Consider the following 13,908-nt stretch of genomic DNA (forward strand, 5'->3'; position numbering starts at 1 on the left):
AGTTTTGGGGTGAACCCTGCCATCGCCCAGGCGACCGCAACCTGCGGGGTCAGACCACTTGTTTTCCAATCGTGAACGAACTGCGGATCCATTGGCAAAACCAAATCGCCACGCGGCGATGCGAGAAGTATGCTACGGAGTGCAGGTACCCCTGCGCTCATCGTCGACGGAAGTCGCGAACTATCGTGATAATCAAGTACTTCCCGGACTGTACGCAGTGGAATGTGTACTTTGTTTTCTTGCCATGCCCGGTCGGTGCCCATCCGATGAGTTCCTCTCTAGTTTGGAACGACGCGTTTCGCCGATGTGGCCGGAATATGTTTCCGCGTGTTTGACCGGGTGGTGGGATTCCGTCGCGAGGTTGCCCCCGTGGCACGAGCGTGCAGTTACGGAATTTGCGTCCCCGCTTTTGGTGGCTACCGACCAGTGTCAACCCTGCCGGAGCTTGTAGGTGAGTTCGAGTTGCCCAAGCCGACCCATGCTGCGCAACTACGTTCGGCAAAAGCTCAGCGGTGTTTACGGTTGTGTGGTGCGACGATCATTTGCAGAGCGATGCCGACCAGGCTTAAGTAGTCGCCAGCCAATGTGCAGACCAGTGGATCACCTTACTCCCGACCTACCTCAACCTATGACCTAGGTTTGGTATCCGCTGATCTTGACTATAATTGAACGTTCTTCACTGTCTAGGTAGCTCTATACCTGGCCCAACACTGTTCGACCTCAAACTTTGGACTGAAGTCTGCCGTAGACTTATAACCCATTGAGGCCGTGCTTCTTGCGGCAACCAATAGGGGTGAGTTGAGGTTCATGGCGCAGGAAGGGAGTTCGCGTGGACCCTTTTAGTGGTACTGAGACGGCTCATTACGCTGCAATCCTGCACGACCTTGATTGCATCCCCCTGCAGGTTGCTCTGGGGTGCGTGGGCGCGTCAGAGGCAGACCTCGTTGTGCTTGACGATGCAGGCACAAAAGTATGCCCCGCCTTCCAGTTCGAATCCGATTTAGTCAGTCCAGTGGTTGTGTATGCGAACCGGCTTCTTGGCGCATCATCAGATCCGTGGCGTGCAGCCGCATGGTGGTGCAGGTCAGCAGAACCTCTTGGTGGGGCAACCCCGGTGGAATGTTTGAAGGACCAGACTCTCACTGAGCGGAAGGTCACGGAAACGATCGCGTGGCATCGCCGGATGCAACATGTGCTGCGGGAAGCGTTGACCGGGCAGGCTGTCGTTGATGATGATGTGCCGTGGGATCAGTTTATTCGCGCCCGGGTGGAGAAAGTGGATGCAGCAGTCGAGACGCATATTTTGCGCAACGACATGCTTACCTTGCCCAGTGCGGCCGAGCGTGCAGGCATCAGTGTCGAGGATTTGACCAACTGCATTAGGTCAGGGGAGCTGATTGCCATTGCGGATGCGGGTGAGCAGGTTGTTCCTGCTTTTCAGATCAGTGACGATATGCAAAGAAACGAACTGGTGCGGACGATCAACGGGTTGTTGGACGTTGCGCGATCACCTTGGGCAGCTGCATCATGGTGGACTCAGCCCAGCGCCTACCTAGAAAAGGAACTCAACCCTGTGCAGCTCCTTGACGCGGGTAAACACGAACTCCTCATGCAGCTCGTCGACGCTGAAATCAATTGTGAAGTGTAGTAGAGCAATCCCCGGGGGCGTCTCTTCCATCTAGATATCTGCGCTCGTTTTTCCTGCCGTCCCACGGTGGGGGCGTTCACCCGTCGCGCGACCTAAACAGCTGTAAATAATCTCGTGAGCTGCGCCGATGAGATGTCCCGGCGCCGGTGTGCACAGGATAAGAGTGACTCTCCGATCAACATTCCGTTCTTGCGATGAGAAGCAACACGAACGTCCTCTGAATGTCGAGGAAGACATCCACCAAAGATTGATGAATGTTGCAATCAATGCGTTCATAACGAACATGGAGGAAGCATATGGAATCACATAGCTCATCTCATCGCCCTCCAATTCGGGTTAATGGGAATCGGACTCGTATCCGGTCTGCTTTCGCTCCCGTCATGAGTCCGCGCCTTCGGCTCGTGCGGGACAGGGATACGGCTCGCAAGGCTCTGGAGATTCAGGAACGGCTTCTGGGGCTGATTCAGCAGCTGCTCGAAAGGAGCGACCGCCATCTTCCATATACGGACTCTCGTCCAGAAGGATACGAAGAGGCTCTGGCTAAAGGAGAGCAGTACATTCGTGATCACCTAGAAACAGTAAAGTCCGGCCAGGCAGGTAAATTGATCTCACCGACCTCGGGATCTGGCGGCAGATCAGCCATTAAGAATCTTCGAGATGCCGGTAAACTCATCGGTCTTCCCGTTGGGAAGCGCCCTGATTACCTGTATCCGGTCTTTCAATTCGATGTTGCTCAGTGCCGCGTTCGCCCTGTTGTCGCCTATACGAATCAACTCATCATGGCGAACGAGGATCCATACGGTTCAGCGACCTGGTGGATCACGCCGACAGATCTCCTTGACGGGGTGAGTCCACTCGACGCACTTAATGCAGGAGAGCTAACCGAGTCCCTGGTGGACGCCGTAATCCGCTTCTCTCAGCAGGGCATGTGAATGGCGGCGCCATGACACGTCGAACTCAAAGACTTGAGCGGAATCGAAGACGCGAATGTGCTGCAGACGGGAATGCTGCTTCGTTGCGTTTCAGGGTAACGGTCAGGCATTCCCCTCGAGGAACTGCAACTCCTAGTCGACGAGAAAGAGCACTTACTTTCGCTGTTGAGGCCGGTCGCGTCGTCTCTGCTTTTCATATCCTGGCCAGTTGTTTTCCCCGCATGGGCCAACGCAACCGATGAGACGGTCTGCGTAGAATTCGCCCATGACGAAGCTTACGGATGATGCTTACCGCAAGGCTATCGAGAAGGGCGAACGGTTTATCCTGCAGGCCCTGCCGTGTATGTCTCTCCGCGATGTAGTGGAACAACTCGGCATATCCGACAAGGAACTGGTCCGAACGGCCATCATCCTCGAAGACAACAGTGAAAGAGTGTGCCCCTCATTCCAATTCGACTTGGTAAACCGGCGCGTTCACCCGGTAGTGGGCTATGCGAATCAAATCCTTAGTTCAGTGTCGGATCAGTTCGATACAGCGGCTTGGTGGATAACATCGACCGATACAATTGATGGCTCGACTCCACTCGATCTCCTTGACAAGGGAGAGCTTACTGAGGACCTCGTAGATACCGTGATCCATTTCTCCCAGCAGGGAATGTGAATGACGGTGCCATAACACGTCGAACTCAAAGACTTGAGCGGAATCGAAGACGCGAATGTGCTGCAGACGGGAATGCTGCTTCGTTGTGTGTCAGGATAACGGTCAGGCATTCCCCTCGAGGAACTGCAACTCCTAGTCGACGAGAAAGAGCACATGTATTGACCGATGCAGGGGCGATCAACAGAATTGTTCGGCGAGGACGCTCACGAATTCAACCCGAAGCGCTTCGATGATGCTGCCCAGCGGCGGGCGTTGGCGACGAATGTTAAGCCTTTCGGTACAGGGGTTCGCGCATGCCTGGGCCGGGCATTAGCGACACAGGAATTGGTCATTGCTATGTCTGCGCTTATCCGTGACTACCGGTTCAGTGACCCCTCCGGATTAATCATGCGCGACACTTTGGGGCTGCGTCCGCAGAGCGAAACTCTTGATGTCGTCCGAGAGCGTTCGTGACAATTTCACTATTCGATAAAGCCGATCTGCTGTCGCATGCAGCAACTACTAAGCACTGGTGAACGCGTTTTACTCTAAACTGGGAGCATCTCAGTCATCAATCGCAAATGTAGTCGTCAACGAGATGGGTTTCTGTGGTGAGTGAAGCGGTCGAACAGCGAGCAGTCAGATGACCGTTAAGGTTCGCGCCTCGATCCATATAAAGGGTTACGCGTTAGCGCTCCTAGCCATGGTGGTAACAGTCAGCTTGATGGCAATGGTTTTGGAATTTCTTGGGCTTCGAGAAACTACTCCCAGTTGGGTGTACGTACTTGTAGCTGTCCCCGTGATCAGTTTCGTCAAAGCTGCCTACACCTCGATTAAGTTTGCACAGATCAGCGAGCTTGAGCGGCTGGAGAAGCTTGAGATGATTGACCCATAGTGGTGTTGGAACCCCGCTAGACAAGCTCCAGACCCACCCGCCTACCCCCAATTTTCGCGTCCGCAGTCGGTTTGAACGGCGCTTGCACCACAACGCTGTGGAATTCCTTAATAGTGGAGAACCATCGCCATCACCCAAAGGCGTCGAACGGCGTGGGTGGTGTTGCGTTAACACGATGGGGGCCGCCGATCACGCGTAGATTGTGATGCCACCGTGCGCCACTGCGCTAGACGGATTGTTCTCGATGGCAAGGCCCGCTGAAGATGTCGCTGATACAGCTCGCCAACGTCGCTTTCACGTGAGTAATGGTGGTGTGCTGCGGGTCTTCGAAGAGTGTCCAGGAAAGGCCACGCACCACGTGGCTCAGGTGCCACGAGACGGCTTCGGCGTCTTCGCCCGGGGCGACTTCGCCGCACAATTTTCCATTCATGACGGCCTGTGCAATGAGTTTCCGCAAGCGTAATTGCCATCGCCGTGACTCTGCCGCAAACTCGGGTTGCTCGACGGCGAGACCCGAAAATGCAAGCATGCAGGATGCTTCGGCGCGACGGTTTTCGTCAAGCGGCAACAACTCACACATGGCTCGATGCAGGATCTGCTCTATCCGTGAATGCTGCTTCTCCATGTCTGAGACGAGGTCCTCAACGCGCTTCTCGATGTCGATAATGAGTAGGCGGTGCGCGGAGATGAGCAGCGACTCCTTGCGTGGAAAATAGTGTTGAACCAATCCGACCGAAATGTTTGCCGCCTCGGCGGTGCGCGAAATCGTCACTGCGGACAAGCCTTTGGCGTCAGTGATCGTCCGTACCGCTTCATAGATTTGCCGTTGTCGCGCGGCGTGGTCGGCTGATCGTGGCATCTTCTTACGATACGGCGAGCGCGCGTGATCCACGCCAAACTTTAACCATATAGTCATACGGTTATTCCGGTAGGGTCTTCACTATGCGCCGCATCGCCCTGCTGTCACTTTTGGCTGCCCTTGTTCTGTCGCCCTTGGGCGTACCCTCCGTGGTTGCTGACTCGCCGCAAAATCCGCCATCAATGGCTTCACTGACACCAGCACCCGCAAAGGTATTTTTGGTCGGCACTGCCCTGGGCGCGCCGACAACCGAAGCTTCTGGAGTCATCGACAAGCGCAAAGTCGACGCTGATACGCCTTTTCTCATTGGATCAATATCGAAGGCCTTTACTGCAGTCGCGGTCATGCAATTAGTCGAAGAGGGGCACCTATTGCTGGATGAGCCACTCGGAAACTCCGTACCGCCGGCACTAGCAGACGTAACCGTCAGGCAGCTGCTGTGGCACACCAGCGGACTTACGACTGGCGCGGGACTGACACGGGCTGACGTAGTCGACAACCGTCCTGGTGCCCTCGGCGGCCTAGTGATGTCATTTGATGAAAGTGATGTGAACGCGGCTCCCGGTGCAACTTACCAGTACAGCTCGGCCAACTACATGGTTCTCGGGTACTTGGTGGAGGAAGCGACCCAAATGCCCTTCGGGGCGTACCTCGAAGGGCGAGTTCTAGCCCCGCTAGGTATGACTAACAGTGGGGCGACTTCTGACTCTGCCAAGAAACTTGATGTGAACGCAGGTCATCGGCTGATCTTTGGGCGCGTTAACAAACTTGAGAGGGGCTATGTATCGAGCGGCGCATCCTACGGATACGTCATTAGCACTGCGGCTGACCTGAATCGATTTGCGCAGTGGCTAGCAAGTCCGGAGACGACCGATGGTCCTCTCAATGCCGACGCTGTCCGCGAGCTCACGACGCCCGGGCCACGAACATCGACAGGGCAGCACTATGCGATGGGCTTGCGGGTAGGGAGCCTAGACGGAGAAGGACCCGAGGTTCTCGAACACACCGGAGCCACACCAGGAACCTTTGCCCACTTGGTCATCGTCCCCAGCGAGAAAACTGCAGTCGTTGTGTTGGCGGATATATATGCGGAAGCGTTGGCGCCTCAGTTGTCTTCTATCGGCTGGAACGCTGTTCGCGAGCACGTCGGCTACCCTGTTCGGGCGGCGGGGAAAAGTAGCCTCTTAATGGCTGCGCCGTGGTTGATCGCTGCATTGGCTATTGGTGGCTTCGTCATCGCTCTGTTTGCCGCACGCAGGCTATTTCGTGCAGATCTTCGGCGCAAAGCTTTGTCCCGCAATCGATCGCTCATCTTGGCGATCGTCGCAGCACTGATAACTGCAGCGGGTGTACTTGCGCCTCGATTGTTCGGATTTGGATGGCGTGAGCTGATGTTGTGGGCTCCAGATGTGGGCTTTGCTGCAATCGCGACCACCGGTGCATGGGGGCTATCTGCGCTCATGTTGCTTGGCTTGGCAGCACTTTCTCGGCCCCGTGCGTGAAAGTGGGAGAGTCGCGCGGCAAGCATCTGCGGGACCGGTGGGCGGCTGCACTAACTAACTCCGTGATGAGCAAAAGCAGGCCACGGAGGTTTCGATCTCCTTGAGGTAATGCGGAGGGTGCGGGGAAATATTAGCCGATCATTTACACGGCTTACCCATGAATGTTTCCCTGCGCGATGTCGAACCCGACCGTGGAGAAGTTGCACAGTTGCCCTGCGCTATTCTCGCCGTCAGAGTCTACGCTCGGCTTCCAGACAATCCTTTTTCGAATACGCCCTCAAACAGGAGCGTTCTTGTTATTGAACTGTTTCCGCAAGTAAGTCGATAAATTTGGTCAGCAGATAGCGTTTCGTCTGTGACTAAAGTAGCTCGTGTTGGCGCGATGGGGCTCGTAGTGATGTCGGCTGCCGCCGGTCTTATGGTTGTTGGCGCCGCATCTTCGTCGACGCCGAGCGGCACGGTGAGTGTGATCAACACAGCGACGACCGCTGATGTCATCACGTTCTACAATTCCGCGCAAAGTAAGTTCGCGAGGCACGATGCCGTCGGAGGACTTGCAGACATTAAACGCGCACTGACGATTGATACTACTGATGTAGATTCCTTGCAGTTGCAAGTTATCTGGGCGGAACAGGTTGACGATACGGTCACGCGTGACGCCGCGCTGAGAACGCTCGACACTGTTGATCCGTCGGCTGCGCAGACGGCCCGCAACGTGATCGCGGGGGTGGACGCCGCCGCCCAGATTGTGCCATCGACCGACCCCGTTGAAGCAGCTTCGGTGCCCGTTGCGATCGTCATTCTCGGACATGGTCTCCGCCCTGACGGTTCCATGCAACCCGAGCTAGTCAAACGTCTCACCGCCGGGCTCGCACAGGCGATCACCACGCCCAACGCGCCAATCGTTGTCACTGGGGGTTCGCCACAGCAGGGGATTACCGAAGCTGCGGCGATGACACAATGGCTGGTCGAACACGGCGTACCCCGATCAAGGATCCTCGTGGAGGATCAGTCCGTTTCGACGGTCGCGAACGCCCAAAACACCACCAAACTACTGTCCCAACAAGGCATCTCAGAGGTCATCTTGGTGACCTCCCCGAGCCACGTACGCCGAGCGGCGGCGAACTTTGCGGCAACAGGTACCAGATTCGTTGGCACTGTCACCACGGACACGGACCTCGACAAGTTCCTTGTGCCGTACACCAAGGCGCAGCACGCCGGTATTCGGCTTGAAGCGACTCGCGCTGCCGGTATCCCAGCGACGAAGAAGCACAGCACGGACGTCATCAGCGATCTGCTCGGGTCGGTCATGCGGTTCAGGGGTTCGCTCGACGGGCTGGGAAGTTAGGCCCCCGTCCCCGCGCGGCACTTGGTGCTGACCTTAGCTGCTGAACCATGTCTGCGATGAGGTATCTGCGTCTGGTGCTTTGTCGCCGAGGCCGATGATGAGGTTGCGCATCATGGGTTGTAGGACGTTGCGAACTCCGGCGCTTGGTGGTGTGTAGTAGCCCGCTAGTTCGAGGACTGTGTATCCGTGGAGAGTGGTCCAGATTTGGGCGGCGACGGCGACGGGGGGTTTCTTGTCGAGCCGTCCGGCTTCGATGGCGCGTTCCGCAGCGTTGACAATGTAGTCAAAGGTGTAGCGCCCGGTGTGCAGGATTTCTTCGCCGGTGCCTCGGTAGCCGCCTAGTGATGCGGAGCCGAACATGACGACATACAGTTCGGGGTTTTTGCGAGCGTTGGTGATGTAGGCGTCGAAGATTCCGCCTAGGTCCGCGATGGGATCGTCGGTCTGTGGGACCTGCGCGAATGCTTGTTCGAGGCGAACGAATCCTTCGTCGACTACGGCTTTGACGAGGTCGGGCATGGAGCCGAATTGGCTGTAGAGGGCCATGGTCGATGTGCCAGCTTCGGCGGCGACTTTTCGGGTGGACAGTCCGCTTGGTCCTTCGGCTGCCAGTAGGCGGGCTGCGCTTTCGAGGAGTCGCAGACGCATCGGCGATTCGTTCCGGCGCACAGTCATAACCATGTACTTATCACACCCACTCGTTTACACTGCTATAACACTGTTATTCACTGTGCAATCGGAAAGGGCGTGCAATGACGGAACGCGCAGACGTAGTAATCGTAGGAGCGCGCTGCGCAGGCACCGCTATGGCCGCACCACTAGCAAGGGCGGGCCGAAAGGTCATTGTTCTCGACAAAGCTGCATTTCCTGCGGACACAATGTCGACGCACGTTTTCTTTCCCATGGGAGTGAACGAGCTCGCCCAGATGGGTGCGCTCGATAGAATCCTGGCACTGAACCCGTCCCGTATGACGCACCTGCGACTCGACCTGTTTGGTATTTCACGCACCGAACGGTTCAAACAGGTCGGTGACATCGACTACGGAATCAGCGTCCCTCGCATCGATCAAGATATGCAATTGGTGGCCACCGCGCGTGAGGCTGGAGCCGACGTCCGCGAGCAATGCACCGTGCAAGACATTCTCATCGAGGACGGGCGGGCCGTTGGCGTCACCTACTTCGACAGCAACGGGGACGTTCACGAAGTGCGCGCACAATTAGTCGTTGGCGCTGACGGACGCCATTCCACCGTTGCTCACCAGGTTGGGGAGTGGGAACCATACCGACGCTCCCGCAACGGTCGCGGGATGGTCTTCCGATATATGGATGATCCGGCCGCCGATACTGAATTGGCCTCTATTCTCTGGGAAGGCCGCACGGCCGATACCATCGCCTTCGCGTTTCCCTGCACACCGAAAGGTCGCTTGCTGGTCCTGTTCATGGGGCCTCGCGCTGAGGTTGCTGAAGCACGCGCCGACGCCGAAGGCTATTGGGCCCGCAAGGTTTCCGAGTTTCCGATTCTTGCTGACCGGCTCGTCGGCGCCACGAATCAATCGACCATTCGGTCAACTTCACAGACACATGCCTATTTCCGACGCTCATCAGGGCCTGGTTGGGCACTGATCGGAGATGCCGGACATTTCAAAGACCCCGTACTCGGCCAGGGAATGCGGGATGCAATGTGGATGGGCCGCACCCTAGCCGACCACGTCGCCACAACACTCGACCACCCCAAAAAACTGGATTCGGCTACACGTAAATGGGAACGAGCCCGCGACATCGAGGTTCTCCCGACTTACCACTACGGCAATCTTGAAACCCGAATACCTGCTCCACCGCCGGAACTGCTCGCCTCAGTGGTCAGGAACTCCGCCGGTACTGAACTGTCCGATATCCACCAGCGACTAACGAAACCCCACGGTGTCTTCACCGTCAGGCGAATTCTCAAGGGCGGTGCGACCGCATTAACAAGCAGAAGGCCCACGGTAGGGGGCGTCGCCGGGCTTGCTGAGCTCCTCGGTGTCGAAGCAGCAGTACGGGTGGAACTTCGTGCAGCCCGGGTATACCGCGGTCGAATGCCATTCCTTGGTCCCGTAGTCGGCGAACACCGCGACAACGCTCCTTGGAGCAGGCCGCCGCGCCGCGCAACCCCTCACCGAACGAGCCTCGCTACCTCCCCAGCAATTGTTGCGGAAAGCCGCACGCTGAGTGGGGATACCAAGTTGCTCGAATTGCGGCGGACAGACGATCAACCGTGGCCACAATGGTCGCCCGGATCCCATATAGATCTCCACCTGCCCTCGGGGAAGGTTAGGCAATATTCGCTGTGCAGCGGCGACAGCGACGTTCTGCGTGTAGCGGTACTTCGCGAACCCGAAGGCCGCGGCGGCTCTGTTGAAGTCCACGATCTTCGGGTCGGCGCAAGCGTCACCGTCAGCGGTCCTCGAAACAACTTCGAACTCCATGACGAAACCGAGTACCTCTTTATCGCCGGAGGGATTGGGATCACCCCCATGCTGTCGATGATCGATGCGGTAGAAGCTGCCGGCAAACCCTGGAGACTCCTGTACTTGGCCCGCACCCAAAACCGCATGGCGTTCGGTACGGAGCTAGTAGCCAAATATGGTGACAGAGTCACGTTGCACAGCGACGACACCGATCCGGCCCCGAACCTTGACGCATGGTTAGACCAGCTCGGCGTTGGCGCAGGCGTCTACTGCTGCGGACCCGCCGGCCTAATGGATGCCGTCGTTTGCCTTGCCGCGCAACGCGAAGAGCTCACAGCCCACATTGAACGATTCGTGCCACTAGAACACAACGCTGGGCAGAACACGCAGTTCGCTGTGGAGCTCGCACAATCCAACACCACCATCGAAGTGCAAGCGGAAACATCCATGCTCGACGCCCTCCGAACAGTCGTCCCGGACTTTCCAGCGTCGTGCGAAAACGGTTTATGCGGCAGTTGCGAACTCGCGGTGGTATCCGGGCGACCGGACCATAGGGACGACATTCTCGGACCAGGGGAGCGGGATCGGACCGACATCATGTACCCCTGCGTTTCACGCGCGCGTGACACCAAACTCGTCGTCGACATCTAAAGGACACCATGACCCGCCAGATCAAGATCGCTGCTATCCAGCCGGCGCTCGCCCTCGCCGATGTCGACAACAACCTGACTCGACTCGAGGCGCTCATCAGGGACGCCCACCGGGAGCATCAGCCCGAGGTGATCGCCGTGCCGGAAGCCGCCTCAGCGCCGAATGTGCATCACCCCGCCATGCGCACAGTGGCACGCCGTGAACGCGGCGAACCCTACCGTCTACTCACTGGGCTCGCCCGTGAACTCGGCGTTGTCATCGGCGGCGGTTACCTGAGCGAACGTGACGGCGACGTCTACGGGCACTACATCCTGGCAGACCCCGACGGCACTGTGAATTCCCACGACAAAGACATCCCGACGATGTGGGAGCAAAACTACTACACCGGAGGCCACGATGACGGCGTCTTCGACAGCCCCACACTCGGTTCCGTAGGACTCGTGTCCGGGTGGGAATGGGCGCGGTATCGCACCGCGGCACGGCTGCGCGGACGCGTCCAGTGTGTCGTCGGCGGAATGTGCTGGCCCACCACACCGCACAACTGGTTCGGTCCCCTCGGTTGGTGGGGAAACCGCGACCATCGCCTACAGAAAGAACTCGCCCGCAAACTTCCGGGCCAAGTTGCCAGGCTCGTCGGCGCACCAGTCGTTCATGCCAGCCACGTCGGCCCCATCACCATGCACATGCCTGGCCTGCCAAAAGTTCCCTACCGCACATCGATGCTCGGCGAAACCCAAATCACCGAACGTGACGGCACCATCTTGGCACGACTGCGGGAGGAAGACGGTGAAGGGCACGTCGCCGCGACCATCGAATTGGCAGAACCACAACCGCTCGACCCCATCGAAGACACCTTCTGGATCCCCGACATGACCCTCACCATCCGAACCACCTTTGACCTAGCCAACATCCACGGCAAAGCGAACTACCAAGTACGCAAAATTCTCGGCCAACACATCACTCGATAGCAGAAAGCACACACCATGACACCTCCAGCTGAATTGAAAACCCCGCCCAGCAACATTTCCAACACTGAACTGATCCAGTGGGTGTTTGAACGACTCAACGAAAACGACTCGCACTCGCTTCGCCAACTCTGGACAGCCGAGACGGTGGAATACTTTCCCGACGTGACCTGCCAGGGCCCTGACCAGATCGCCGCCTGGTTCGAAGACAAATTCGCCGCCATCGAAGGTTTTCGACTTAACGTCCTGTGCATCACCGAATCCGGTAGCGACGTTCTTGTGCACTGGCGCATGACGGGTCGACACACTGGCACGCTAGTAGGCATCGCCGCGACAGGCCGACCTATAGATGTCGAAGGAATCGACCACTTCGTTCTCCAGGACGGAAAAGTCGCCAGCAACACCGTCATCTTCGATCAACTAAAACTGGCTCGGCAACTAGGTTTCATGCCGCCGGACGCCTCACACCTCGAGAACGCGGCCAAGACAGCATTCAACCTCAAGACGCGCGTGCGCACTGCCATTACCAGACGCTCTGCCTGAGAGTGTTCGTCAGGGCTGCTAGCAGGGAGTTTGTGCACGCGGTTCACGTTTTGCCTGCGACTCCATTGACTGCCGCACAGGCGAAACGGGGCGATACGATTGGTCTGCGTGTACAACGATGAGGAGCTTCACATGGCAGCCATCACCCAAGTTGGCAACTCTGACTTCTGGACGAAAGTCCGTGACAGCGACGATGTGTCCCTTGTCGAATTTTGGGGCCCCTGGTGCGGCCTATGCCGCGTATACACACCCACGCTGGAACAGTTCGCCGAAGACAACGGAGAAAAAATCGGAGTCTTCGCAGTAAACGTGGGCAATGAGCCAGATATTGCGAGCGAGTACGGCGTCACATCCACACCGACAACACTTGTTTTCCACCACGGGGTAGTGGTTAAGACATTAAAAGGCGTTAAGACGCGCGCAGAACTTGACACGGAGCTCGCCGAGTTTGTGTAGCTAGTCACGTCCGTTTTATCTGAATTGCCCGTAAAATACGCTAGCGGTGGGGTTAGTTCCGTGTAGTCGAGTGTCCGAACCGACGCAGTCTGTCTCGCGTCCGAGCCTCCGGTGGAAAACATACGGTGGAGAGATCGCGGAGGCGAAAATCGATGTCACAGCGCAAACAGACCCAAAAACTGCGGTACACCACGTCCGCGTCGGATGGCTTCTTTCGGCGCCTGATGTCACCTCTGTCATGGGTGATTTTTGGGCTCACCGCCGTACTGGTGGTGTCACTGCCGTGGTTTGTCGTCACCGTAGCGCAGGTCAACTTCAACCTGGCCGGGTGGCTCGTCATTCTCGCGGCTGCACCGGTCACCGCGTGGGCTGTGCTCGAATCGTTGTGGCGGCCAGATAAAGAAAGCGGTGTTGTTGGCGCGGCTGTACAACGCGCCTGCGTCGTCCCATTCGTCACGGTACCGGTGCTGGTCTTGCTGTCCTTCGCAGCTTCCGTCGTGCCAGCAATACGACAGCGTTTTGAGTCGCACCCGTGGCCGACAAACCAATATGAAAGCGAATGGACTAACAGCAGCATTCTCCCCACTGACGGCACCTCGATAATGAGCTGGCTAGCATTCCTGCCTATCGCGTGGTTCTTCTCGGCCTTGATGGCAGGCTTGGCGATCGCAGTTGTTGTCGTAGCCCCGGTGTCTGCGCTTTTCACGCCCGAGCGCTTCATTCAGGACAACAAGATGAGCGCCAAAGCTGAGGATCGACGACGCAATACAGTCGCCGTTCGAGCGATGGTGTTCATCGTGCCGCTGGCATTCCTGTCCAGCGGCGTGAAGGTGGCCGAACAGGGCAGTGGTTGGTGGTGGATCGGTGTCGCAGCACTCGTCGGGCTTGTAGCAGTGGTGTACTTCATTTGGGCAACGCAGAGGGTGGATCACAAAGCGCGCGCAAAAATGGGTGCATTTCGGGGTGTCCCCAATCCTGCTGACCCCAATCCCGACGACGCGCGCCGATGACATTTTGGTGAG

General features: G+C 57.5%; 14 protein-coding genes. 12 read left to right on the forward strand and 2 right to left on the reverse strand.

The window, feature by feature from the left end:
- Nucleotides 1-829: 829 nt before the first annotated feature.
- The 5 genes from IEW73_RS02500 (at nucleotide 830) to IEW73_RS02520 (ending at nucleotide 4,115) form a co-directional block, all read left to right on the forward strand.
- Complete coding sequence (locus IEW73_RS02500; RefSeq protein WP_188670354.1) at nucleotides 830-1,648, forward strand: hypothetical protein; 819 nt, start codon at nucleotides 830-832, stop codon at nucleotides 1,646-1,648.
- A gap of 380 nt (nucleotides 1,649-2,028) precedes the next feature.
- Entirely contained in the window at nucleotides 2,029-2,580 is a 552-nt protein-coding gene (locus tag IEW73_RS02505) for a hypothetical protein (RefSeq protein WP_188670356.1), read from the forward strand.
- Between the two features lie 265 nt (nucleotides 2,581-2,845).
- Nucleotides 2,846-3,241 (forward strand): hypothetical protein, encoded by a 396-nt coding sequence (locus tag IEW73_RS02510; RefSeq protein WP_188670359.1) that lies wholly within the window; start codon nucleotides 2,846-2,848, stop codon nucleotides 3,239-3,241.
- 165 nt (nucleotides 3,242-3,406) lie between these two features.
- The gene (locus IEW73_RS02515; RefSeq protein WP_188670361.1) at nucleotides 3,407-3,694 is read left to right on the forward strand and encodes a cytochrome P450; all 288 of its coding nucleotides are present in this window, start codon (nucleotides 3,407-3,409) and stop codon (nucleotides 3,692-3,694) included.
- A 169-nt stretch (nucleotides 3,695-3,863) separates the two neighbouring features.
- Entirely contained in the window at nucleotides 3,864-4,115 is a 252-nt protein-coding gene (locus IEW73_RS02520) for a hypothetical protein (protein WP_188670364.1), read from the forward strand.
- Between the two features lie 226 nt (nucleotides 4,116-4,341).
- Here the strand turns inward: IEW73_RS02520 and IEW73_RS02525 are convergent, their stop codons facing one another.
- Nucleotides 4,342-4,974 (reverse strand): TetR/AcrR family transcriptional regulator, encoded by a 633-nt coding sequence (locus IEW73_RS02525; protein WP_188670366.1) that lies wholly within the window; start codon nucleotides 4,972-4,974, stop codon nucleotides 4,342-4,344.
- Between the two features lie 83 nt (nucleotides 4,975-5,057).
- Between IEW73_RS02525 and IEW73_RS02530 the strand changes: the two genes are divergently transcribed.
- The gene (locus IEW73_RS02530; protein ID WP_188670368.1) at nucleotides 5,058-6,476 is read left to right on the forward strand and encodes a serine hydrolase domain-containing protein; all 1,419 of its coding nucleotides are present in this window, start codon (nucleotides 5,058-5,060) and stop codon (nucleotides 6,474-6,476) included.
- A 355-nt stretch (nucleotides 6,477-6,831) separates the two neighbouring features.
- Complete coding sequence (locus IEW73_RS02535) at nucleotides 6,832-7,824, forward strand: YdcF family protein (RefSeq protein ID WP_229675686.1); 993 nt, start codon at nucleotides 6,832-6,834, stop codon at nucleotides 7,822-7,824.
- 33 nt (nucleotides 7,825-7,857) lie between these two features.
- On the opposite strand, the gene IEW73_RS02540 is transcribed toward IEW73_RS02535, so the two are convergent.
- Nucleotides 7,858-8,499: a TetR/AcrR family transcriptional regulator gene (locus IEW73_RS02540; RefSeq protein ID WP_188670370.1), complete on the reverse strand. Its 642-nt coding sequence runs from the start codon at nucleotides 8,497-8,499 to the stop codon at nucleotides 7,858-7,860.
- 77 nt (nucleotides 8,500-8,576) lie between these two features.
- Here IEW73_RS02540 and IEW73_RS02545 point away from each other — a divergent pair, with 77 nt between their 5' ends.
- The 5 genes from IEW73_RS02545 to IEW73_RS02565 all read left to right on the forward strand — a co-directional run bounded on the left by IEW73_RS02545 (nucleotide 8,577) and on the right by IEW73_RS02565 (nucleotide 13,896).
- The gene (locus IEW73_RS02545; RefSeq protein WP_188670372.1) at nucleotides 8,577-10,922 is read left to right on the forward strand and encodes an FAD-dependent monooxygenase; all 2,346 of its coding nucleotides are present in this window, start codon (nucleotides 8,577-8,579) and stop codon (nucleotides 10,920-10,922) included.
- Between the two features lie 8 nt (nucleotides 10,923-10,930).
- Nucleotides 10,931-11,890, forward strand: coding sequence for a carbon-nitrogen hydrolase family protein (locus IEW73_RS02550; protein WP_206050419.1), 960 nt, complete (start codon nucleotides 10,931-10,933; stop codon nucleotides 11,888-11,890).
- Nucleotides 11,891-11,905: 15 nt separating this feature from the next.
- Entirely contained in the window at nucleotides 11,906-12,430 is a 525-nt protein-coding gene (locus IEW73_RS02555) for an ester cyclase (RefSeq protein WP_188670374.1), read from the forward strand.
- A gap of 132 nt (nucleotides 12,431-12,562) precedes the next feature.
- Entirely contained in the window at nucleotides 12,563-12,886 is a 324-nt protein-coding gene (locus IEW73_RS02560; protein ID WP_188670376.1) for a thioredoxin family protein, read from the forward strand.
- 152 nt (nucleotides 12,887-13,038) lie between these two features.
- Nucleotides 13,039-13,896 (forward strand): hypothetical protein, encoded by an 858-nt coding sequence (locus IEW73_RS02565; protein WP_188670378.1) that lies wholly within the window; start codon nucleotides 13,039-13,041, stop codon nucleotides 13,894-13,896.
- Nucleotides 13,897-13,908 lie beyond the last annotated feature (12 nt).

This window comes from Hoyosella rhizosphaerae (genome assembly GCF_014643175.1).
Lineage (GTDB): Bacteria > Actinomycetota > Actinomycetes > Mycobacteriales > Mycobacteriaceae > Lolliginicoccus > Lolliginicoccus rhizosphaerae.